This window comes from Bacillota bacterium (genome assembly GCA_040757085.1).
GTDB lineage: Bacteria > Bacillota > Sulfobacillia > JACIYH01 > JACIYH01 > JACIYH01.
In genome coordinates this window covers 17,843-39,348 of the sequence record JBFLXJ010000002.1, presented here as the reverse complement: position 1 = coordinate 39,348, position 21,506 = coordinate 17,843, and the positions used below count along the sequence as shown (strand labels likewise).

Below are 21,506 nucleotides of genomic sequence, written 5' to 3'. Positions count from 1 at the left end.
GGCCGCGTTGCGCAGTTACGACAGGCAACTTCTGGAGCAACTAACTGGGAGGGAAAGAGGGATGGCGACTCCGGAGGAACTGCTGGCGAAGACGAAGAAGCCGGCCCAGGATGCCATGCGGCTGCATCCCTTTTACCGGGGCAAGATCGAGACTTATCCCCGCTGTGCGGTCCGCAGCATGGATGATTTTGCCATCTGGTATACGCCCGGGGTGGCGGAGCCCTGCCGGGACATTCAGAGGAACCCCGAGAGGGTGTACGACCACACCTGGAAGTGGAATGTGGTGGCGGTGGTATCGGATGGTACCCGGGTGCTGGGGTTGGGGGACATTGGTCCCGAGGCGGCCATGCCGGTGATGGAGGGCAAGGCGCTGCTGTTCAAGTACCTGGGTGGGGTGGATGCGGTACCCATTTGCCTGCGCACGAAGGACCCCGATGAGTTCATCCGCACGGTGAAGCTGCTCGAGCCCTCGTTCGGCGGCATTAACCTGGAAGATATTGCCCAGCCCAAGTGTTTCCGGATTCTGGACACCCTCAGGCGGGAGATGGAGATCCCGGTGTGGCACGATGACCAGCAGGGGACGGCGGCGGTGACGCTGGCGGGTTTGCTGGGTGCGTTGAGGGTGGTGGGCAAGAAGCTGGAGGATGCCCGCATTGCCATGATCGGGGCGGGTGCGGCCAACATCGCCTGTGCCCGGGTGATCATCGGGGCGGGCGCAGATCCCGGCCGCATTGTTATGTGTGACTCCACCGGGATACTTCACAGAGGTCGCATCGAGCTCCGGGAGACGCACCCGGAGAAGTGGGAGCTGGCCCAGAAGACCAATGCCGAGGGGCGTACGGGTGGCATCCCCGAGGCCATGAAGGGGATGGACGTTGTGATCGGGCTGTCCAAGCCCGGCCCGGGCACGATCAAGCCCGAGTGGGTGAAGGCCATGGCTCCCGATCCCATCGTGTTCACGTGCGCTAACCCGGTGCCCGAGATCTGGCCGTGGGAGGCTAAGGAAGCGGGTGCGGCGGTGGTGGCGACGGCGCGTTCGGACTTCCCCAATCAGGTGAACAACTCGTTGGGGTTCCCCAGCATTTTCCGGGGGGCGCTGGACGTGCGGGCGCGCACCATCACCGATGAGATGTGCATTGAGGCGGCACGGGAGCTGGCGCGGTATGCCGAAGACAGGGGGCTGGGTCCCGATTACATCCTGCCCACCATGGAGGAGTGGGAGGTGTACCCGCGGGTGGCGGCTGCCGTGGGTGTGAAGGCGGTGGAGCAGGGAGTGGCGCGCCTGCGCCTCACCTGGGACGAGTTGAAGTCCCGCGCAGAACAACTCATCCGCAAGGCGCGCGAGGGTGCCGCATTGCTCATGCGCGAGGGCATCATTCCTCCCGTACCTGCCGAGTAAACGTCTCGGGCCGCCCGGTGCTCACCGGGCGGCCCCCCTTGGAGGGTCAAGATGAAACTTTACGAATACCTAGCCAAGGACGTATTCCGCCAGGCGGGCATCCCGGTGCCGGCGGGGCGGATCTGTGAGACGGCAGATCAGGCCGCCGGGGTGGCGGCCGAGATCGGGCCGGTGGCGCTAAAATCGCAGATCCTGGCAGGCGCGCGGGGCAAGGCGGGTGGCATCGCCTTCGCCAGCACCCCCGAAGAGGCGCGGGAGGTGGCGGCCCGCCTGCTGGGCACGGAACTGCGCGGCTACCGGGTGGACAGGCTCCTGGTGGAAGAAAAGCTGGCCATCGAGAAGGAACTATACCTGGGCATAGCGGTGGAGGGTAGCGCCCGGCGACCCCTGCTCATCGCTTCCGCCCAGGGGGGAATGGCCATCGAGGAAGTTCCCGAGCGGGCCATCGTGAAGAAGCCCCTGGACATCACCTGGGGGATGCAGCCTTATGTGGGGAGGCTGCTGGCCCGTCGCCTGGGCCTGGAGGGGTCGCTGGCCCGCCAGTTCGAGGACATTGCCATCCGCCTCTGGGGTGTGTTCCGTCGCTATGACGCCGAACTGGTGGAGATCAACCCGCTGGCCGTGGCGGCAGTGTCCGGCGGGGACCGGCGGCTGGTGGCGGCAGACGCGCGTCTGAACGTTGACGACGAGGCCCTCTACCGTCATCCCGAACTGCCCCGTGTGGAAGAGGGTACCGACCTGGAGCGCCGGGTCAAGGAGTTGGGGCTCTCCTTTGTGCAACTGGACGGGGACATCGCCGTGATGGCCAACGGGGCCGGGATCACCATGGCCACGCTGGACGTGCTGGCGCGCTACGGAGGCCGGCCGGCCAACTTCCTGGACGCAGGCGGGGGAGCGGCCGCGGAGCCCATGGCCCGGGCCATCGGGGTCCTTCTGGAAACGCGCCCCCGGGTCATACTCATCAACATCTTCGGGGGGATCACCCGTTGTGACGACGTGGCGCGCGCCATCGTGAAGGTGAAGACCGAGCAGGGCCTGCCCGTTCCCCTGGTGGTCAGGCTGGTGGGCACCAACGAGGAACAGGGGACGGCCCTCTTGCGAGAGCACGGTGTCGCCGCGTTCCGGCAGATGGAAGAAGCTGCGGCCAAGGCAGTGGCCATAGCCAGGGGAGGTGACAGTTGATGTACAAACCGCGGGGCGTCTTTATGCGTAATCCCGACCTGGTGCCGGCGTACCTGCGTCCGGGGATGTGGGGATGGATGCTGCACCGGGTGACGGGTCTGTTAATCGTGTTTTACCTGCTCCTGCACATCTGGGTGATCGGGCGGGCGGCGCAGGGTCCGGAGGCGTTTGACGCCATCATGAGGACGCTGGGGACGCCGTTCTGGCGGGTGATGGAAGTGGGCCTTCTGGCCTGCGTGCTGTATCACGGCATAAACGGCATCCGCATCATCCTGTTTGACATGGGGTATGGCATCCGGGCGCACCGGGCCTTGTGGTATGCCACCATGGCGGTGGTGGTGGTGTTGTTTGTGATTGGGGCGGTGCAGATGCTGATGCCCCTTTTTGCCGGTCCGGCGTCGCCGGCGGCTTAGGGGGAGGTGGGGAAGTTGCGCACCTGGGCGTGGATACTGCAGCGGGCGAGCGGGGCCATCCTGGTGTTTGCGCTGGGGTTGCACTGGCTTGTACAGCATCATGTTTCCCCGGGGGCGGAGATCACCTTCGCCGGTGTGCACCTGAAGCTGAAGTGGGTGCTGTATCTGGTCTCTGACGTGCTGCTTTTGGTGTTTGCCGTGTTCCACGGTTTGAATGGCCTGCGCACGGTGGTGCTGGACTTCAGGGTGTCGCGGGGCGCGGCGGTCGTCCTGACCGTGGTGCTGGTGGTGGTGGGTATAGGTGCCATCGTATACGGCGTACCACCGATCCTGGCTTTTCTCAGGGGGTAAGGGACATGCCATATCATCGCATCCTGGTGGTGGGGGCGGGATTGGCTGGCTTACGGGCTGCCATTGAGGCGGCGGGCGAGGATGTAGCGGTGCTGACACGGGTGCATCCCGTGCGGTCGCACTCGGTGGCGGCGCAGGGTGGGGTGAATGCTCCCCTGGCCAATGTTCCCGAGGGTAAGGAAGACAGTCCGGAGCGGCATGCTTTTGACACGGTCAAAGGAGCCGACTACCTGGCGGACCAGGACGCGGCTGAGTTGATGACCCGTCTGGCTCCGGAGCGGATCTATGAGATTGAGAACTGGGGTTGTCCTTTTTCCCGCACCCCGGAGGGGAAGATTGCCCAGCGTCCCTTCGGTGGGGCTGGTTTCCCGCGCACCTGCTATGCGGCCGATCGCACCGGTCATGCCATGCTCCACACCCTGTACGAGCAGGTGGTGAAACGGGGGATCAGGGTATACGAGGAGTGGCTGATGCTGGACCTGATCGTGTCCGGTGGTCGCTGCCGGGGGGTGGTGGCCATGGACATGGTAAGCGGTCGAGTGGAGGCGTTCGGTGCGGAAGCGGTGGTCATGGCCACGGGCGGTGCGGGCAGGATTTACGCGCGATCCACCAACTCCCACATCAACACGGGGAGCGCGGCGGCGTTCTGCTATATGCGGGGTGTGCCCCTGAAGGACATGGAGTTCGTGCAGTTTCACCCCACTTCCCTTTATCCCAACAACGTGCTCATTTCCGAGGCTGCCCGTGGTGAAGGTGGCTATCTTCTCAACCGGGACGGGGAGCGTTTCATGGCGCGATATGCGCCCAAGGCCATGGAGTTGGGGCCGCGGGACATCGTGGCGCGGTCCATCCAGACCGAGATCGACGAGGGGCGTGGGTTTGAGAACGCCTACGTGCACCTTGACCTCAGGCATCTGGGGGCGGAGAAGATCAAGGAGCGGCTTCCTGCCATCCGGGAGATAGCCATGTACTTTGCGGGCGTGGACCCCATCGAAAAGCCCATTCCCATTCAGCCCGCGCAGCATTACACCATGGGCGGTCTGGACGTGGACAAAGACGGTGCCTCCGAGCTTCCCGGCCTGTTTGCTGCGGGCGAGTGCGCCTGTGTGAGCGTGCACGGGGCCAACCGTCTGGGTGGCAACTCGCTGCTTGAGACGGTGGTGTTCGGGCAGTTGGCGGGAGCGGCGGCGGTGCGATACGTGCGGGGGCTGGAAAAGACGGGGCCCGATGGCAGTGCACTTGATACTGCCGTGGGCGAGGTGGAGGCGCGCATCGGGGAGCTTATTTCCCGGCAAGATGGTGAAAGGACGGCCGTGATCCGGGAAGAGATGAAGCAGGTGATGTTCGAGAAGGTGGGGATATTCCGCGAGGAGGGTCCCATGCGGGAGGCGGTGGAGAAGATCCGGGAGCTGAAGGAGCGGGTGAAGCGAGCCCGGGTGGATGCCCGCGGCCGTCGTTACAATCTGGAGCTGATCTCGGCGCTTGAGCTTCCCGCCATGCTGGAGCTGGCGGAAGTGATTGCGCTGGGTGCGCTGACCCGCCCCGAGAGCCGGGGCTCTCATTTCCGGCGGGACTATCCCCAGCGTGATGATGCCAACTGGCTCAAGCACACGGTGGCGCGCTGGACTCCGGATGGCCCCCGGCTGGAGTACAAGCCGGTGGTGATCACGAAGTGGCAGCCAGAGGCGCGCAAGTACTGAGGGGGTGGAGTGGTTGAAGTTCACGGTATTTCGCTTTGATCCCGAGGTAGACAAGGAGCCCCGCTACTCCACCTACGAGGTGCCGGTTGGGGAAGGGACGACTCTGCTTGAGGCGCTCCTGTGGATCGTGGACAACGCCGATGGTTCGCTTTCCTTCCGGTATGCCTGCCGGGAGGCAATTTGCGGGGCGTGCGCCATGTTCGTGAACGGCAAGCACCGGCTGGCATGCAAGACGCAGGTGAAGGACCTGCGAGCTGATGAAGTGGTGGTGCATCCCCTGCCCCATCTGCCCATCATCAAGGACCTGGTGGTGGACATGAGCGGGTTCTGGGAGAAGTACCGGGCCATCCGTCCGTACCTGATCGCGGAGGGCCTGGGTGACCGGGAGTTATACCAGAGTCACCGGGACCGGCAGGCCATAGATGAGATGCTGAACTGCATCCTGTGCGCGTGCTGCTATTCCTCGTGTCCCATGGTGTGGACGAACCCGGGTTACCTGGGTCCCGCGGCGCTGCTAAAGGCCTACCGGTTTGCGGCGGACACCCGGGACAAGGGTGGGCGCGAGCGCCTCAAGCTGGTGGCAGGGGAAGACGGGGTGTGGCGGTGTCACACCGTGTTCAACTGCGCGGAGGCTTGCCCCAAGGACATCAACATCACGTGGTCGATCCAGGCGCTCAAGCGCAAGCTGGCCCGCGCGGCCGTGGGCCTGAAGCCCTGACGGAGGTCGCAAGATGGCTATCTTGGTGGACGAAAAGACCAGGGTGCTGGTGCAGGGCATCACGGGGAACCAGGGGGCGTTCCATACCCGGCAGATGCTGGACTACGGTACCCGCGTGGTGGCGGGAACCTCCCCCGGCAAAGGTGGACAGGAAGTGCACGGGGTGCCGGTTTACGACACGGTGGAGGAGGCGGTGGCCCGCCACGGCCCCACCGCCTCCGTTATCTTCGTGCCGGCCCCCTTTGCCAAAGATGCCGCCTTCGAGGCCGTGGACGCCGGGATCAAGCTGCTGGTGATCATCACCGAACACATTCCCGTACACGACGCCATGGAGATCATGGCCCTGGCTGCCGCCCGCGGGGTCACCGTGGTGGGGCCCAACACCTTCGGCGTCATCTCTCCCGGCAAGACCAAGCTGGGGATCATGCCGGGCAACATCTACACCCCCGGGCCGGTGGGGATAGCTGCGCGTAGCGGCACCCTGTCGTACGAGGTGGCGGCTGCCCTCACCGCCACCGGCCTCGGCCAGTCCACGGTGGTGGGGATGGGCGGGGACCGGGTGGTGGGGCTTTGCTTCGTGGACCTGCTCAAGCAGTTCTCCCAGGATCCTGATACCAGGGCGGTGGTCCTGGTGGGGGAGATCGGGGGGACCGCCGAGGAAGAGGCGGCGGAGTACATCAAGACCATGCAGAAGCCGGTGGTGGCCTACCTGGCGGGCAAGTCTGCTCCCCCCGGCAAGCGCATGGGCCATGCCGGTGCCATCATCGAACGGGGCAGGGGCACATTCGAGGGCAAGGTGGCGGCCCTGCAGGCGGGGGGCGCACGGGTGGCCTCCCTCCCCTGGGAAGTACCGCGACTGGTCATGGAGGCACTGGGGGCAACATAAGCCGGGGGTGACCCTTTGCGATCTATCCTGGCTTACTTTGCCTCCGATGAGGCAGCTACCCGAGCGGCCGAAGAGCTGCAGCACCTGGGGCTGGGCGACATGGAGGTGGAGCGTATAAGCCGCTACCCGGCCCCGGTAGCGGAAGGACTCAGGAATATCCAGAGGCCGTTTCCCCTCAGCCATACCGGCCTGGAGGACCGCATCGACCGGGCCCTGGCGGCGGCCGATCCCGGTTACAGCGGGATGGCGGGTGCGGAGCTGGCGGGGGGAGCGGCCTTCGTGCTGGTGATACCGGAGGTGCCCGAAGACCGGGTCCAGGCTGCCGTCCGCATCATAAGAGCGCACGGCGGCAAGGTGTGAGGGGTGGCAGGCTGGCGTAGCACGAGAACTCCCTGCCCGCGGGGTAATATCCCAGGGCGACGCAGACCCGGTGCGAGGCCACGTTGGCAGGGTCGTAAACATACAGCGGTGTGATGCCGCGGTCCAGGAGTTCTCCGGTGAGGGCAGAGACCACCGCGCGTGCGTAACCGCGGCCCCGGACATCGTCCCTGGTGAAGACGCCGATCTCGGCAAACCGGTCCGACTGCCAGATCACGAAGGCCTGGGAGACAGGTTCGCCTCCCCTGGTGTAGCGATAGCCGAAATAGGGGAGAAGTCCTCCCGCCCGGCTCGCCCGGTAACGCTGGGGGCCCGGCTCGGGTCCCGGGAAGGGGCGGAAGCTGGAGCGGTCGGTGATGGCCACCACATTAATGGTCTCTTCGCTCCGGTGCTGCAGGAAACGCTGCAGCCAGCGCGCATACCGCAGTTCGGCAACAAAAAAGTAGCGGTTCGCCGGCTCCAGACAGCCGTACAGCAGGCAGCGGGCGGCGGCGGCGTCCGAACTGGCCAGGGTGACCAGCCTGACATCGTTGAATCCGGCGTTGGCCACCACCACCAGGCCCCTTCCCGTGCGCCCGTTCAGGCGGCATACCCGGGTGAGTTCCCGGGGGTGAAACAGGGCGTAGTAGCGTAACAGTGCCTGGTCAACCCGGTTGGCGGCCAGGAATTCCTGATTCGTCCCCGGCAAGTGCGTTGTCCTCCGTCCTTTCCCGCTGGATCAGGGCCACGCCTGTGAGCAGGAGTAAACCGCCTGCCCCCTGAAGCAGGGTCATGGTTTCCCCCAGGATGAGAAATGCGAGCAGGCATGCCACCAGCGGCTCCACCGTGCACACGATGCTGGCCCGGCCCGCCTCCACGCGCAGGAGGGCTTGCAGGTAGAGGTAGTAGGCCAGGAGAGTGGGACCGATGGCGAGGGCCAGCACCCACGCCCAGGCCCGCAGGGGCAGGCGGGGGTAGGGAGCTGCGTACCAGCATGACAGGGCCAGGAACAATGAGCCCCACCCCAGGGCGTAGAACAGCGTGGTCCAGGCCGAGTGGCGCGCCAGCGAATAATGGCCGAACACCGTGAAGAGCGCGTACGTGAGCCCGGAGGCCAGACCGGCCATCACCCCCACGGGCTCGAAGGTGAGGGGTGCCTCCCGTCCCGGAGCCGGCGTTCCCACCACCAGGGCGCATCCGGCCACGGCCAGGACGAGAGACAGCCATTTCGTCCGGGTCAGGGGTTCGCCCCAGAGCAGGGCGGCCAGGATGACCACGTAGGCCGGTGCCGTGTAGAGCAGCATGGCCGCCGTCCCCACCCCGGTGCGCATGATGGCCATCATATACACTACGTAGAAAGCAGCCACGCTCACCAGGCCGTACAGTGCATAAAACGCGAGGTCGATCGCCCCGACCCTGAAGTTCTGGCGCCCTCCCAGGGCGAGAGCGAGGCCGAGCAGGAGGAACGCCATTCCCGCCCGCAGGGTCGCCACCTGCAGGGGCGACAACCCGTAACCGCCCAGGATGGTGCCCAGTATCCCCAGGCTTCCCCAGAGGGAGGCAGCCAGGGCGGCCATGGTGTATCCGGTGGCGCGGGTGCTCCGCTTCTTCATCATCACCGGATAAGTTCGCCCTGGACGCTCCTGCTCCTGCGCCAGCCTGTAGGTCTGAAAAAGAGTCTGGGGGCAAAAACGGGCCGGTTTGGGGGCCCGATTGGCTGCAGGCGGAAACCGCTAGCGGAGGCCCAGGGCCTCCAGGGTGCGGGGTCCCACCCGTCCCCCTTCGTCTATGCCCAGGCGCTCCTGGAACACGCGCAGCGCGTCGGCAGTGGCGGGGCCGAACCAGCCGTCGATGTTGCCGCCGTATAGCCCCAGGGCGGCCAGGGACCTCTGCACTTCCATCACGTCGGTGCCGGCCTCGCCCCGGTATATGGCATCGCGCACGGGCACGGGTCCGACTATGTACACCGGGGTGCCTTCGGGCACCAGTTCGTAGAGTTCTTCCACCGCCCAGTTCTGCATCCTTATGCAGCCCTCCGATACCTCGGCGCCAATCAGGTCGGGCCGGTTGGTACCATGGATGCCGTAGGTCCCCCACGGGATGTCCAGGCCCAACCAGCGGCTACCAAATGCCCCTCCCCAGTGCCTCGCCTTGTGCACCACCTTCCACTGGCCCAGGGGGGTGGGGGAATCGGCCTTTCCGATGGCGACCCCGTAGCGCCGGAAAAGGTGGCCTTTCCGGTACAGGGTCAGGGTGCGCAGTCCCGTGTCCACTACGATGAATTCCGCCGGCAGTTCGTCGAGGGGCGGTATCTCTAGCAGTTCGGGGATGAGCATTCTGCCCGGCACAGAGGTGAGCAGCGCCAGCCAGGTGGTGGGGCCCACGATGCCGTCTACCTCCAGGCCGCGGTCGTGCTGGAACCTCTTCACCGCTTCCTCGGTGGCGGAGTCGTATCTACCCGTGAGTTCGGCCAGGTAACCCAGCTCCCGCAGGATTTCCTGAACTTCGTTGACGTCGGGACCGGCGAGTTCCGGCTCCTGGCGCCGCAAGGCACGATCCTGAGCCAGGCAGGTGCATCCTGACCGGTTGGGGTCGGTGCCCGGGGTAGGTACAGGTACCCGGGTGACAGGCGGGGGGAAAGCGGGCCGGGTCGCAACTTTATGGGGCTCTGCATCGGGGCCAGGGAGTGGGGTACCCGCATCCGCCCCAGCAGGACGGGGGGCTGCGTCGGGAGCGGCGAGATCCGTTGCCCAGCCGCCGATCAGCAAGATTGCTGCCAGGATCGGCGCCAGCAGGCGCAAGCCCAAGGCTGCTTCCTCCCGCAATGGAGAGCTAAATTTAACCTCGGGAAGGAATATGCCCTCCCCACGGGAGGTCCATGCTGGCAGGTCAGGGGGCCTGCTCGGCGGCGATGAGGGCGGCTCCGTATGCCCCCTGCAGCTGGGGATGGCGGGGCACGTTGATCCGGTGCCCCAGGCGTTCCTGCAGGACGGCCAGCAGGCCCCGGTTGAGCGCTACGCCGCCCGTCATGGTTATCTCCGGTTCTGCCCCCACGCGGGCCACCAGCCCCTGCAGGCGATCGCATATGGCCTCGTGCAGTCCCCGCACGATCTCGTCCCGGGGGCGGCCCTGGGCGATCAGCGATATCACTTCGGACTCGGCGAAAACGGTGCACGTCGACGACACCGTGGCCCGGTTGCGGGCTGCCAGCGACAGGCGTGCCATTTCCTCCAGGTCGATTTCCAGAGCGCGCGCCATCACCTCCAGGAAGCGGCCGGTGCCGGCGGCGCACTTGTCGTTCATGGCGAAGTCGGTTACCCGCCCTTGGCCGTCCACCCGGATCACCTTGCTATCCTGTCCGCCCACGTCTATTACCGTGCGGGTGCCGGGGAACTCCGCCCAGGCTCCGCGGGCGTGGCAGGTGATCTCCGTAACCCGGCGGGCGGGGAAGGGGACGCTGATGCGGCCGTAACCGGTGGCCACGATGGCGGCCAGGTCGGAGAATGTCCCACCGCAGGAGGTCAGGGCCTCCTCCAGGGCTGCCCGGGCGCTCTGCTGGCTGAAAGCACCGGTGGGGCGGAGGGACCAGGCGGCCACCCGGTCTCCGTCCAGGATGACAGCCTTGGTGGTGAGGGAACCCACGTCAATCCCCGCTACCAGCGGCAACGCTATCTCTCCTTTCCGGGATGCTTTCCAGGAAAGCCTCCAGGCGGGTGCGTGCCTGCTCCTCTCGCCCGTTGCGGGGGTCGATGCAGTCGCCGTCCAGGTTGAGGAATGGGATGCCCGCTCTTATACTCTCCTGGCGGAGCAGGTTCACCGCTCCGGTTGACTGCCGGCACCCCCAATGGGAGTAGTGGACGATGCCGTCCACCGCGTAATCGCGGGCCAGGTGGAGCATAACCTCGAGGCGCCGCTGGACCGATCCCCACATGAAGTGGGATGTCATCTTGCGGGCCAGGGATTCCCAGGGGCGGGAAGGGTCAAGTTCGTCCCACCACAGGTAGCTCATTTCTTCGGCGGCAATGACCGCTCCCTGTTCCAGTTCCAGGAACGGGATCAGAGTGCCGGGGTAGAAGGGCCGGAAGTGGAGCCACAAGAGACGCCACCTTTCCCGAGGGACCGCAAAGCGGCCGCTGCGCAGGCGGGCGGCCAGGGCCTGCGCCAGGGCCCGGTAGATGTGCACGCCGCCCCGGGAGCCGAATGCCATGAAGAACGCCGAAGCGTAGGAGAGCGCCTCGCTACCCCGCCAGGGGGCGGGGCGGTGGCGCCGGAGACGCATCACCTTCAGGTAATGCCGCCGGGCCTCATTCGACAATTCCAGGGTATGGGGAAGGTGACGGGCGTCAAATCCCCGCCCGCCCGCTTCCAGGCCGGCTGCCACCTCCTGCAGGCGGCGTGTCACCCGGACCACGGCATCCGGCCCGTCCTCGTAGGGCACGTCGATGAGGTAGTAAGGCACGCCGAAGAATCGGCTGCAGTGCTGGAGGAACTTCTTGGCGCCATCGCAGAACAGGGAGGTGGCCACCACGGCATCCGGGCGGGGGAGCCATCCTTCCAGCGCCAGGCCCAGGGCACAGCGGTGGAAGCTGCACAGGTCGGAGGGAAAGCCCTGGCCGTCTGCCCGTACGATGAGGTCCTGGGAACCGCGCCAGGCGGCGGCGAATCCCGCGGCCATCTCGGGCATCACGGGGATGGCTCCCATCCCGTACACGAATTCGCTGGGCAGGGCCACGTTGCACCACACCACCGGCCGCCGGCGGGCGGCGGCGTCGGCCAGTTCGCCCAATCCCCAGCGCACGGCTTCGGTCACGTAGCTTTCCGTCTCGGGCCGCCGTGACAGCGTCAGCCAGGTCCTGGCCAGGGCCAGAACCCAGGAGTGCGATAGGGCATAACGCAGGGCGTCCCTGCGGGCCCGTGGGGATAGCAAGGCCAAGGTGGGTCACCCCGGTAGCCTTCCGCCTGCACGGGCGGGGAGAGTCTCCGCGAAGGCCTGCACCCTGGTCAGCAGTTGTCCCGAGGCGGAGGCGCGGTACTCCGCCTCCAGAAAGAGGACCGGTAAGGATGATCCCCTCGATATCCAGGGGAAATCGTAACCCAGGTTGTCGCAGAACTTCAAGGCCAGGAAGACGATCCCCTGAGCCCCCCGCCGGCGGGCCAGCTCCTCCAGGTAGGCCAGCCTTTCTTCGGGAAGCTCCATGCGGGGGCAGGGGGGCCGTTCCAGGTAAGCACGGGCCAGTTGCCCCCAGTCGCCACCCCCGGGAGGGATGGCGAGGATGCGCTCGCCCAGGCAGGAATCCTCGGCTACCACCCGGGCTCCCGCCTGCTCCATGACTTCCAGTACTCCGGGGTCCACGGGGTGGGAGGTGATTACCATAACTCCCGGCTCGCCGCTCCTCCCCGGGGCCGCGGCACCACCCCTCATCACCGCCGGGCGGGGTCCCGTGTGCACCACTGGCCTTTCGGTGGTGACACCGCCGGCGGGGACGGGCGCCGCCAGCGAACGCAGGAAGTCGAGGGCATCGCGCGGATCAGAGGTGAACACCTGGCGTACCAGGCGGTGAAATGCCGGGCCGCTCATAAACTGGCTGGTCCGGCTGAGCAGGCTGCGCATTTCTGCGAACAGGCGGCTGGCTCCCGCCAGCCCCCCCGACGGAGGGCAGGCCCCTGGAAGGGCACGCAGCCCCAGGTACAGCTTGTCCAGTTCCCCGGCCAACCGCTCCTCTCCCGGGTTCCCCCGTTCCCTGGGCAGGTCGACCAGGAAGGCGGGCAGGTGGGGCAAATGGTGACGGAGGACGTCGGCTAGGCGGCGCATGGGGTCGCAGCAGGTGGTGAGCACCACCGCCGCCGCTGCCTGCGGGGTGCGACGGTACAGATCCCAGAAGGCAGCCCTGACGTAAGCGCAGAAATCCCGGGGGAGGAAGGCGTCGCACTCGCCCGGGGCGGGATGGGATGGCAGCAGCCTCACCGGCTGACAGCCGGCTGCCCAGATCGCTTCCGGGGGCACGTAACTGCAGGTGTAGTATACGAGGGGGAGGGGCGCGCTCAAGAGCGGTCGCCACCGGTGGCCCGCCGGGCGGCATCCACGATCAGTTCGCGGCCTCCGGCCAGGGCACCCAGCAGGGCAGCCGCCTCCGCCGGGATGATGATCTTGGCCGCGGGGTCTTCAGCCATCTTCTCCATGGCTTCCAGGGAGCGCAGGGCCACCACCGCCGGATTGGGTTCGGATTCCCGCATGGCGGTGAGCACCAGCCGCAATCCCTCCGCCCGCGCCTGCTGCACGGTCAGGATGGCCTGGGCTTCTCCTTCCGCCTGCAGGATGCGCGCTTGCTTCTCGCCCTCGGCCTGGCGGATGGCCGCTTCCCGCACGCCCTCCGCCCGCAAAATGGCCGCCGTCTTCTCGCCCTCGGCCTTGGTCACCACTTCCCGGCGTTCCCGTTCGGCCCGCATCTGCCGCTCCATGGCGTCCTGGATGTCCTTGGGCGGGGTGATGTTCTTGAGTTCGACGCGGGTGACCTTGATACCCCACTTGTCGGTGGCCTCGTCCAGGATGGTGCGCAGCTTGGCGTTGATGATGTCCCGGGAGGTGAGGGTCTGGTCGAGGTCCATCTCCCCGATGATGTTGCGCAGGGTGGTGGCGGTAAGGTACTCGATGGCCACGCGCGGGTTGGCGATCTCGTAGGTGTACTTGACCGGGTCGGTAACCTGGAAGTACACGACGGTATCGATCTGCATGGTTACGTTGTCGCGGGTGATTACGGGCTGCGGGGGGTAATCTGCCACCTGCTCCCGCAGGTCGATCACCGCCCGCATGCGGTCGATGAACGGGATCAGGAAGTTAACTCCTCGCTGAGCGACGGCGTGAAAACGCCCCAGCCGCTCGATGATGCCCACCGTGCTCTGCTGGACGATACGGATGGACGAGAGCGCGACCGCCACCACGAACAGGGCCAGCACCACCAGCAGGACGATCGCTCCCAGGGCTCCCGGCATGTCCCTCACTCCCCCCTCGGCGGCTTGTCGGCACCCGGCCCGGCGTCCGGCCCGGCCACCGGTTCTACCACCAACTTAACGCCCTCCACGCGGGTCACCCGCACCCTGGTGCCCGCGGGGATTTCCGCCTCCCCCGCCGGCACGGCAGTCCAGACCTCCCCGCCCACGCGGACCAGGCCGGGCGAGAGGGGCGCCACCGGTGCCGTCACCGTGCCCACCCGGCCGGGCAGGGCATCCACCGCCGTGCGCGCCTCGCCTCCCCGCCTGAAGACCAGTCGCTGGACCACCGGCCGCGTCATGACCACCAGCAGCCCGGAGACCACCACGAAGCTGAGACCCTGCCCGATGACCCCTGCTCCCAACCAGCTCGCCACCATGGCCGCCAGGCAGCCGATGGCGAACCAGATGACGAAGAACCCGGCCGTCACCATCTCCACCACGGCCAGGACGACAGCTCCCACCAGCCACCACTGCCACGGTTGCAGGGTCAACCCTTATCCCCCCTCCCCCTGCTGACCGAAGCGGGACGTCCCACCTTCCCCCGCACGTGGGTGCCTCCCACCACCGCGCAGGGCAGCACGTGCACCCCGGGGTAGAGGACGGTGCCGGGGTTGCACACGGCATTGCATCCCAGGCTGCACCCGTCCCCGATGAGGGCACCCAGCTTCCTGAGGCCGGTCTCGACGTGCGTCCCGCGCCAGAGGACGCTCACGGGACCCCGATCCAGCCGCAGGTTGCCCAGCTTTACTCCGGCACCCAGATTGACGCCCGGACCCAGGATGGAATCCCCCACGTAGTTGAAGTGGGGGGCACACGCCCCGCGGAGCAGGATGGAGTTCTTCACCTCGGAGGCGTGGCCCACGGTCGACCGGGCCCCCAGGTAGGCGGGTCCGCGGATGTACGCCCCCGCCGCCAGGTGCGCCCCCGGCCCCACAAACACCGGTCCCCCCGTGATCACCACGGTGGGCTCGATGACCGCCCCCGGCGCGATGAAGAGCTGGGGTGAATCGAAGAAAACCCCTTCCAGGGAGACCCCCTCTCCCACTTCTATGCCGGGGGGAAGCCGCCCGCGCAGGCGCTCGGCCAGCAGGGGAAGGGCCTGCCACGGATACTCCAGCCCCTCGAACAGAAACCGCTCTTCTTCCGCGCAGGTGAAGATGTCGAACAACAGGGCCTCGGCCACTCTGGTCACCTCACCGTCTCCGGGGCTTTTGCCCCGCGACCACTACTGACAGGCCCGCCTCCCAGTCGTAGAGGGGGTGTTCCAGACTCCACCGGAAGCGGGCCTCGCACAACTGGATCAGTTCCTCGAGTTCGCCCGGAGTGAGTCCGTGCTGAAACAGGACTTCGGCCTCTCCGCTTTTCCGCAAGGACTCCAGTTGCTCCCGTGCAACCCGGTACTGCTGTTCACGCAGACGGACCCTCTCCGGCGGGGGCAGCCGGGCGTCGTCGGGCGCCCGGCAGTATCCCCAGGCATGCATGCGGACCCCTTCCAGCCCCGCCCGGCTGAGCAGGGCAAAGAAAGAACGGACCGGCCACTGTTCCGCACCGACCTCTTTCAAGGGTGTGCTCCAGGGGAAGGATCGGTCGCCGAGTCTTGATTCTGTATTGCGCCCGGCGAATCCTGCGCCGGTTGAGTAGCATCTTTCGTGTAGCGGACAGATTTTCGTCACCTCGGAGGCCGGCACCGGTTGCCGTAAGGCCGCACGGCCCGCCCGGAGATGGTCTTTCCCCGCTTCCGGGGTGCGATCCCCCGGCGCAAACCGTCGGGAGAGGTGTACGCCCGGCGTCTCAGCAGTGCCACAGGTAGCCGTAGTTATTGTTGAGTTTCGAGGGACGGTCTTGACTGCTGAAGGCTGAGGTGGTAGCCTTGGGACTGAATGAACCGTCATTCAGCCGCGCGGTGCAGGGAGCGGCAGCGGCGGGTATGGGGCGGGGCGGTAGATGGAAGCAGAGAAGCGGCTGGAGAAGGAAACGATGATCCTGGATGCCGCGGAGCGGGTTTTCGCGGCCCGGGGTTACGCTGCCACCACCGTTAAAGACGTGGCGCAGGAGGCCGGCGTTGCCACAGGCACGGTGTACCTGTACTTCCCCAGCAAAGAGGAACTTTTTCTGGCCCTCATCGACCGGGGGACCAGGGCCGTGCTGGAGGGCATCGTGCAGGCCCGCCAGGGCCGGCCCGACGTGGTGGCCAAGCTGGCTGCGTCCCTTGAGGGGGCTGTGCGGTCTTTTTCGGCCCACCGGGACCTGGCCCGAGTCGCCCTTCTGCAGGCGCCCGGGGCACTGCCATCCTGCGAGGAGAGGCTGGCCGAACTCCATCGGCTGTTTGCGGCGTACGTGGCCCAGGATCTCGAGGAAGCATGTGCCGCCGGGCTCATCCCGCCCCTTGATACCCGTGTGGCGGCATGGGCCTGGGTGGGCTCTTTCGCCGAGATACTGCTGGCGTGGGTGCGGGGTGACGTCCCCGACCTGGAGGAGGCTCTTCCCGCCCTGGTCGCTTACAACCTGCGGGGCATCGGCGCGGGTTCTGCGGCGGCCGGCCATGCCGGCCCAGCGCAGGCGTCCCGCCGGCGGGGGAGGTGAGGTGGGGCGGTGGCGTACCGGAACCTGGGTGAGTATCTGGCTGAGCTGGAGAGAAGGGGGGAACTCCGCCGGGTGAAGGTGGAGGTCGACCCCGTGCTGGAGATGGCGGAAGTGGCCGCCCGTCTGGTGCGCCGGGGAGGTCCGGCCGTCCTTTTCGAAAAGGCCAGGGGGTCGCCCTACCCCGTGGCCATGAACCTCTTCGGGACCCCGTCGCGAGTGAGGCTGGCCCTGGGTGACGACCCCGACGAAATCGGGCGGCGTCTGGCATCGTGGCTGGATTTGCCCCGTCTGGAAAGCTGGGGGGACAGGATGCGGGCTCTCCCGCGGCTGGCCCAGGTGGCCTCTTTCTTCCCCCGCCGGGTAACCCGGGCACCCTGCCAGGAAGTGGTGGAGGAGAGCCCGTCTCTGGAGAAGCTGCCGGTGTTGCAGTGCTGGCCGGGTGACGGGGGGCGTTTCCTCACCCTGCCCCTGGTGATAACGCGCGACCCGGTGAGCGGCAAGACCAACGTGGGCATGTACCGGATGCAGGTTCACGACGATCGCACCCTGGGCATGCACTGGCACGTGCACAAGGACGGTGCCCGCCACGCCCGAGCGCTGTCGCCCGGGGAGAGGCTGCCCGTGGCCGTGGCCCTGGGGGGCGATCCTGCCACCATTTACGCAGCAACGGCCCCTTTGCCCGCCGGGCTTGACGAGTTTCTCTTCGCTGGCTTCCTCCGCCAGGCCCCCGTGGAACTGGTGAGGGCAGTCACCGTGGACCTGGAAGTACCGGCGGAAGCGGAGTTCGTCCTGGAAGGTTACGTGGAGGTGGGGGAAGAGAGGGTGGAGGGGCCCTTCGGGGATCACACCGGGTACTACTCGCCCCCGGAGCCCTACCCGGTGTTTCACCTCACGGCCCTGACGCGCCGTTGCAACCCGGTGTATCCGGCCACGGTGGTGGGCCCCCCTCCCATGGAGGACGCCTGGTTGGGCAAGGCCACCGAACGTATCTTCATGCCGCTGCTCCGCCTGCTGGTCCCGGACCTGGTGGATCTGGACCTGCCGGTGGAAGGGGTGTTCCACAATCTGGCCATCGTGTCTATCAGGAAGCGGTACCCCGGCCACGCCCGCCAGGTGATGTCGGCGCTGTGGGGGCTGGGGCTGCTGGCCCTCACCAAAGTGGTGGTGGTGGTGGACGAGGATGTGGACGTCCACGACTACCGCCAGGTGACCTGGGTGGTGGGTACCAGTGTGGACCCCGGCCGGGACGTGACCGTGGTGTGGGGACCGGTGGACGCCCTGGATCACGCCGCCCCGTACCCGGCATACGGGACCAAGATGGGCATAGACGCCACCCGCAAGTGGCCCGGCGAAGGGCAGGTCCGTCCCTGGCCGGCCCGGGCCGAGATGAGCCCCGAGATCCGGGAACTGGTGGACCGGCGTTGGGAGGAGTACGGCCTTGGCTCCCGCTAGCAGCGCTACTTCTTCTGCCTGGCGCGGCCTGGTGCGTAAGCTGGTGCACCTTGCCGAGCTGGTGCGCTGGGAGCACACCGTGTTCGCCCTGCCCTTTGCGTATGCCGCCACATTCCTTGCCTCCCGGGGCTGGCCCAGCTTCCACGACTTCTTCTGGGTGACGGTGGCCATGGTGGGGGCGCGCACGGCGGCCATGGGCCTGAACCGGCTGGTGGATCGCGCCCTGGATGCCTTGAATCCGCGCACATCTCACTGGCACCTTCCCCGCGGGCTGGTCAAGCCGGGCGAGGTAGTGGCCCTCGTAACGGTGTCCCTTGGTCTCCTGGCCCTGGCGGCGGCGATGCTGAATCCCCTGTGCCTGAAGCTTTTCCCCGTTGCCCTGGTGGTGCTGGTGGTGTACCCGTACACCAAGCGCTTAACCTGGGGATGTCACTTCGTGCTGGGCCTGGCAGAGTTCGCGGCCCCCTTCGGGGGATGGATTGCGGTCACCGGCCGCGCCCATCCGGCTGCCCTCCTTTTGGGAGTGGGGGCGGGGTTGTGGGTGGCGGGTTTTGACATCCTGTACGCCCTGGCGGACGTGGATTTCGACCGGGCGCACGGTGTGCGTTCCATACCGGTCCGTTTCGGCGTCAGGAACGCGTTGCGGTGGTCGGTGGTGGTGCACGCGGTGGCCTGGTTGTGCCTGTTGGGGGTGATGCCTGTGCTGGGAGCGGGATTCTGGTACGCCCTGGGACTGCTGATCATGGCCGGCCTTCTGGTGTACGAGCACAGCATCCTGTCGGTCGCCGACCTTTCCCGTCTGAACCGGGCGTTTTTCGATCTGAACGGTGTCATAAGCGTGGTCTTCTTCATTACCACGGCCCTGTCCGCGGTGCTCGGCTGAGGGAAGCCGAGCTGGGACGAGGATGAGGGAGGACGAGGCGCAATGAGCGGTGCGAGTAGTGTGGGCAACGTGAGGCGCGTGAGGGGCGTGAGCGCGCGGTTGTGTGTCTTGGGGGCATGTTTGGTGGCGCTTGTGGGCGCCACGCTGGCGGGATGTGCACGTCCACCCGCCCCGCCCGCCCTCACCCTGGGACTCATTCCCATCGAGGACACTCTGCCGTTCTGGGTGGCCGAGCGTCAGGGCTACTTCAAACAGGAAGGCGTGACGGTGAACCTGAAGACGTTCGCCAGCGCTGCGGAACGCGATGCCGCACTCACGGCAGGAGAAATCGACGGGGCAGTGGCGGACCTGGTCGCGGTGGCCCTGCTCCACGCGGGCGGAACGCGGGTGGGCGTGGTCAGCCTCACCCTGGGGGCGAAAGGGACGGAGGGGCGGATCGCCATCCTCAGCCCGCCCGGGACCACCCTCACCGTGGACGACCTCCGGGGCAAGGAGATCGCCGTCTCCCCCAACTCCCTGATCGAGTACACGGTCACCCGGCTCCTCCGGAACCGCGGTTTCCGGGCGGACGAGATCAAGACCATGGCGGTGGCCAAGATCCCGGTGCGCTTCGAACTGCTCATGGCGGGGAAGGTGCCGGCGGCGGCCCTCCCCGATCCCTTTGCCGCCCTGGCGGAGAAGCGGGGGGCTCACCTGGTCGTCGATGACACCGCCGACAACATCTCGCAGGCCGTGGTCCTTTTCCGGAGCAGCGTGCTCGAGGAGAAGGCGGAGCAGGTGAAGAAGGCGATGCGGGCATATGCCCGTGCCGTGGCAGACATCAACGCCGACCCCATGGCTTTCTCCAATTTGCTCACCGAGAAGGCCGGTGTCCCCAAGGAAGTGCTGGACTGGTACCGCACCCTGAACTTCCCCGGTCTGGTGCTGCCCACCCGCACGCAGGTGGAAGACGCCCTCAACTGGCTGGGGGAGAAGGGCCTTCTCAAGCAGCCCCTGCGTTACGAGGATCTGATCGACGGGCGCTTTGCGGCGGAGGCGGCCAAGTGATCGAGGTCAGGGATCTCCACGTGGAATATCCGGGGCGACCGCCCGTGGTGGCGCTGGCGGGCGTGTCCTTTTCCATCCCCCGGGGGAGTACCTGTGCCATCATCGGTCCCTCCGGTTGCGGCAAGACCACCCTGCTGCACGTCCTGGCGGGGCTCCTCCCTCCCCGCTTCGGCGAAGCGCGGGTGGACGGCCAGCCGGTGCGGGGTCCCCGCGAACGGACGGCCCTCATCCTGCAGGACTACGGCCTCTTCCCCTGGAAGACAGTGTGGGCCAACGCCGCTCTGGGGCTGCAGATCCGGGGACGGCTGCCGGCGGAGCGCCCGCTGGTGGAAAGGCTGCTGCGGGAACTGGGCCTGTGGGAACTGCGGGACCGGTTTCCCGCGCAGCTCAGCGGGGGACAGCGGCAGCGGGTGGCCATCGCCCGTGCCCTGGCGTTGCAGCCGGACCTCCTGCTCATGGACGAGCCGTTTTCGTCCCTGGATGCCCTCACCCGGGAGGGTATGCAGGAACTGGTAGCAGAGGTATTCCGGCGGGGAGAGATCACGGCCGTGCTGGTGACCCACGACATCGCCGAGGCTGCGTTCCTGGGGCAGAAGGTACTGGTGATGGGGCCCGGCCGGATCACCCATCAGGTGAGCAACCCGGGCGCGCTGCAGCCCGGCTACCGGGCATCGCCGCAGTTCCTGGCCCTGTGTACCAGGCTGCGGGAGATGTGCCGTCCGGGGACGGTGGCCCGCAGTGCCTGATCTTGCCCGCGGGAATGAGGGCGTCGCGTCAACCGGGGGAGGGTCGCGGTTGGGTGAGCGCAGGATATTCCCCTACCTGTTCGTCCTGGCGTTCCTCCTGGGGACCTGGTGGGTGATGAGCGCGGTGCTCGCCCTCCCGGCTCTGCCTACTCCGGTAGCGGCCGTGGGTGCCCTGGTGCGCTCCTGGGGGCAGGGCCTTGGGTACCACACCGCGGTATCCACGTGGCGGGTGGTGGCCAGTCTCTCCCTGGCCGCAGTCACTGCTGTCCCCCTGGGGCTGGTGCTCGGTCAGGCGCGCGCCGCCGACCGCCTGGCGGGACCCGCCATCTACCTGACGTATCCGGTCCCCAAGAGCGTCTTCCTCCCGGTCGTGATGGCGGTACTGGGCTTGGGGGATGCCGCCCGCATCTTCATGGTGTGGCTGGTGGTGTTCTTTCAGGTGCTGGTGGGTACGCGCGACGCCTCCCGGTGCCTGTCCCCTCAGTTTCTGCATTCCATGCGCTCCCTGGGGGCGTCCGCGCTGGATGTGTACCGGCATGTGGTATGGCCGGCGGTGCTGCCCGCCGTCTTCACGTCCCTGCGGGTGGGGCTGGGCACCGCCATCGCCGTACTCTTCCTGGCGGAAACGTGGGCTTCCCAGAGCGGGATCGGCTACTTCATCATGCTGGCCTGGACCAGGCTGGGGTGGGACGACGTGTTTGCCGGCGTGCTGGCCATGGCGGCCCTGGGGATGGGCCTGTACCTTGTACTCGACCTGCTGGAACGGGTAGCCTGCCCGTGGCGCTTCGTATGACCTCCC

General features: G+C 67.0%; 24 protein-coding genes. 14 read left to right on the top strand and 10 right to left on the bottom strand.

The window, feature by feature from the left end:
• Window positions 1-61 precede the first annotated feature (61 nt).
• From AB1446_00490 to AB1446_00455, 8 genes are read left to right on the top strand one after another with little or no spacing between them, the layout of a single operon-like run.
• Window positions 62-1,399: an NADP-dependent malic enzyme gene (locus AB1446_00490; protein MEW6545380.1), complete on the top strand. Its 1,338-nt coding sequence runs from the start codon at window positions 62-64 to the stop codon at window positions 1,397-1,399.
• Window positions 1,400-1,450: 51 nt separating this feature from the next.
• Window positions 1,451-2,581: an ADP-forming succinate--CoA ligase subunit beta gene (sucC, locus tag AB1446_00485; GenBank protein MEW6545379.1), complete on the top strand. Its 1,131-nt coding sequence runs from the start codon at window positions 1,451-1,453 to the stop codon at window positions 2,579-2,581.
• Window positions 2,581-2,994, top strand: coding sequence for a succinate dehydrogenase, cytochrome b556 subunit (gene sdhC / locus AB1446_00480; protein ID MEW6545378.1), 414 nt, complete (start codon window positions 2,581-2,583; stop codon window positions 2,992-2,994). The genes sucC and sdhC overlap by 1 nt, the downstream gene beginning before the upstream one ends.
• Window positions 2,995-3,009: 15 nt before the next feature.
• Entirely contained in the window at window positions 3,010-3,345 is a 336-nt protein-coding gene (locus tag AB1446_00475; GenBank protein ID MEW6545377.1) for a hypothetical protein, read from the top strand.
• Between the two features lie 5 nt (window positions 3,346-3,350).
• Window positions 3,351-5,045 carry an FAD-dependent oxidoreductase gene (locus AB1446_00470; protein ID MEW6545376.1) on the top strand — a complete coding sequence of 565 codons (1,695 nt, stop codon included), beginning with the start codon at window positions 3,351-3,353 and terminating at the stop codon, window positions 5,043-5,045.
• 13 nt (window positions 5,046-5,058) lie between these two features.
• Window positions 5,059-5,763 (top strand): succinate dehydrogenase iron-sulfur subunit, encoded by a 705-nt coding sequence (locus tag AB1446_00465; protein ID MEW6545375.1) that lies wholly within the window; start codon window positions 5,059-5,061, stop codon window positions 5,761-5,763.
• A gap of 13 nt (window positions 5,764-5,776) precedes the next feature.
• A complete protein-coding gene (gene sucD, locus AB1446_00460; protein MEW6545374.1) occupies window positions 5,777-6,649 on the top strand; it encodes a succinate--CoA ligase subunit alpha in 873 nt (290 codons plus the stop codon).
• Window positions 6,650-6,664: 15 nt separating this feature from the next.
• A complete protein-coding gene (locus AB1446_00455) occupies window positions 6,665-7,009 on the top strand; it encodes a hypothetical protein (GenBank protein ID MEW6545373.1) in 345 nt (114 codons plus the stop codon).
• Here AB1446_00455 and AB1446_00450 read toward each other — a convergent pair.
• The 10 genes from AB1446_00450 to AB1446_00405 all read right to left on the bottom strand — a co-directional run bounded on the left by AB1446_00450 (window position 6,981) and on the right by AB1446_00405 (window position 15,558).
• Window positions 6,981-7,715, bottom strand: coding sequence for a GNAT family N-acetyltransferase (locus tag AB1446_00450; GenBank protein ID MEW6545372.1), 735 nt, complete (start codon window positions 7,713-7,715; stop codon window positions 6,981-6,983). The genes AB1446_00455 and AB1446_00450 overlap by 29 nt on opposite strands.
• Complete coding sequence (locus tag AB1446_00445; protein MEW6545371.1) at window positions 7,672-8,619, bottom strand: EamA family transporter; 948 nt, start codon at window positions 8,617-8,619, stop codon at window positions 7,672-7,674. Before AB1446_00445 ends, AB1446_00450 begins: the two co-directional genes overlap by 44 nt.
• 120 nt (window positions 8,620-8,739) lie before the next feature.
• Entirely contained in the window at window positions 8,740-9,813 is a 1,074-nt protein-coding gene (locus tag AB1446_00440; protein MEW6545370.1) for a peptidoglycan-binding protein, read from the bottom strand.
• Window positions 9,814-9,895: 82 nt separating this feature from the next.
• Window positions 9,896-10,672, bottom strand: coding sequence for an acyl-CoA dehydratase activase (locus AB1446_00435; protein MEW6545369.1), 777 nt, complete (start codon window positions 10,670-10,672; stop codon window positions 9,896-9,898).
• Window positions 10,650-11,939 (bottom strand): 2-hydroxyacyl-CoA dehydratase family protein, encoded by a 1,290-nt coding sequence (locus tag AB1446_00430; protein ID MEW6545368.1) that lies wholly within the window; start codon window positions 11,937-11,939, stop codon window positions 10,650-10,652. Before AB1446_00430 ends, AB1446_00435 begins: the two co-directional genes overlap by 23 nt.
• Before the next feature lie 6 nt (window positions 11,940-11,945).
• Window positions 11,946-13,052, bottom strand: coding sequence for a 2-hydroxyacyl-CoA dehydratase family protein (locus AB1446_00425; protein ID MEW6545367.1), 1,107 nt, complete (start codon window positions 13,050-13,052; stop codon window positions 11,946-11,948).
• Window positions 13,049-13,996, bottom strand: coding sequence for an SPFH domain-containing protein (locus AB1446_00420; protein ID MEW6545366.1), 948 nt, complete (start codon window positions 13,994-13,996; stop codon window positions 13,049-13,051). Before AB1446_00420 ends, AB1446_00425 begins: the two co-directional genes overlap by 4 nt.
• Before the next feature lie 5 nt (window positions 13,997-14,001).
• Entirely contained in the window at window positions 14,002-14,487 is a 486-nt protein-coding gene (locus AB1446_00415; GenBank protein MEW6545365.1) for an NfeD family protein, read from the bottom strand.
• Complete coding sequence (locus AB1446_00410) at window positions 14,484-15,188, bottom strand: glucose-1-phosphate thymidylyltransferase (protein MEW6545364.1); 705 nt, start codon at window positions 15,186-15,188, stop codon at window positions 14,484-14,486. The genes AB1446_00415 and AB1446_00410 overlap by 4 nt, the downstream gene beginning before the upstream one ends.
• 1 nt (window position 15,189) lies before the next feature.
• On the bottom strand, window positions 15,190-15,558 hold the full coding sequence (locus AB1446_00405; protein ID MEW6545363.1) for a hypothetical protein: 369 nt from the start codon (window positions 15,556-15,558) through the stop codon (window positions 15,190-15,192).
• A 382-nt stretch (window positions 15,559-15,940) separates the two neighbouring features.
• Here AB1446_00405 and AB1446_00400 point away from each other — a divergent pair, with 382 nt between their 5' ends.
• The 6 genes from AB1446_00400 to AB1446_00375 are packed head-to-tail and all read left to right on the top strand — an operon-like array spanning window position 15,941 to window position 21,500.
• Window positions 15,941-16,579, top strand: a complete 639-nt coding sequence (locus tag AB1446_00400; protein ID MEW6545362.1) for a TetR/AcrR family transcriptional regulator — start codon at window positions 15,941-15,943, stop codon at window positions 16,577-16,579.
• A gap of 9 nt (window positions 16,580-16,588) precedes the next feature.
• Window positions 16,589-18,031, top strand: a complete 1,443-nt coding sequence (locus tag AB1446_00395) for a menaquinone biosynthesis decarboxylase (protein MEW6545361.1) — start codon at window positions 16,589-16,591, stop codon at window positions 18,029-18,031.
• Window positions 18,032-18,062: 31 nt separating this feature from the next.
• On the top strand, window positions 18,063-18,914 hold the full coding sequence (locus tag AB1446_00390) for a UbiA-like polyprenyltransferase (protein MEW6545360.1): 852 nt from the start codon (window positions 18,063-18,065) through the stop codon (window positions 18,912-18,914).
• A gap of 42 nt (window positions 18,915-18,956) precedes the next feature.
• Window positions 18,957-19,961 (top strand): MetQ/NlpA family ABC transporter substrate-binding protein, encoded by a 1,005-nt coding sequence (locus tag AB1446_00385; GenBank protein MEW6545359.1) that lies wholly within the window; start codon window positions 18,957-18,959, stop codon window positions 19,959-19,961.
• Window positions 19,958-20,707 (top strand): ABC transporter ATP-binding protein, encoded by a 750-nt coding sequence (locus AB1446_00380; GenBank protein ID MEW6545358.1) that lies wholly within the window; start codon window positions 19,958-19,960, stop codon window positions 20,705-20,707. The genes AB1446_00385 and AB1446_00380 overlap by 4 nt, the downstream gene beginning before the upstream one ends.
• A gap of 49 nt (window positions 20,708-20,756) precedes the next feature.
• The gene (locus AB1446_00375) at window positions 20,757-21,500 is read left to right on the top strand and encodes an ABC transporter permease (GenBank protein MEW6545357.1); all 744 of its coding nucleotides are present in this window, start codon (window positions 20,757-20,759) and stop codon (window positions 21,498-21,500) included.
• Window positions 21,501-21,506: the final 6 nt, after the last annotated feature.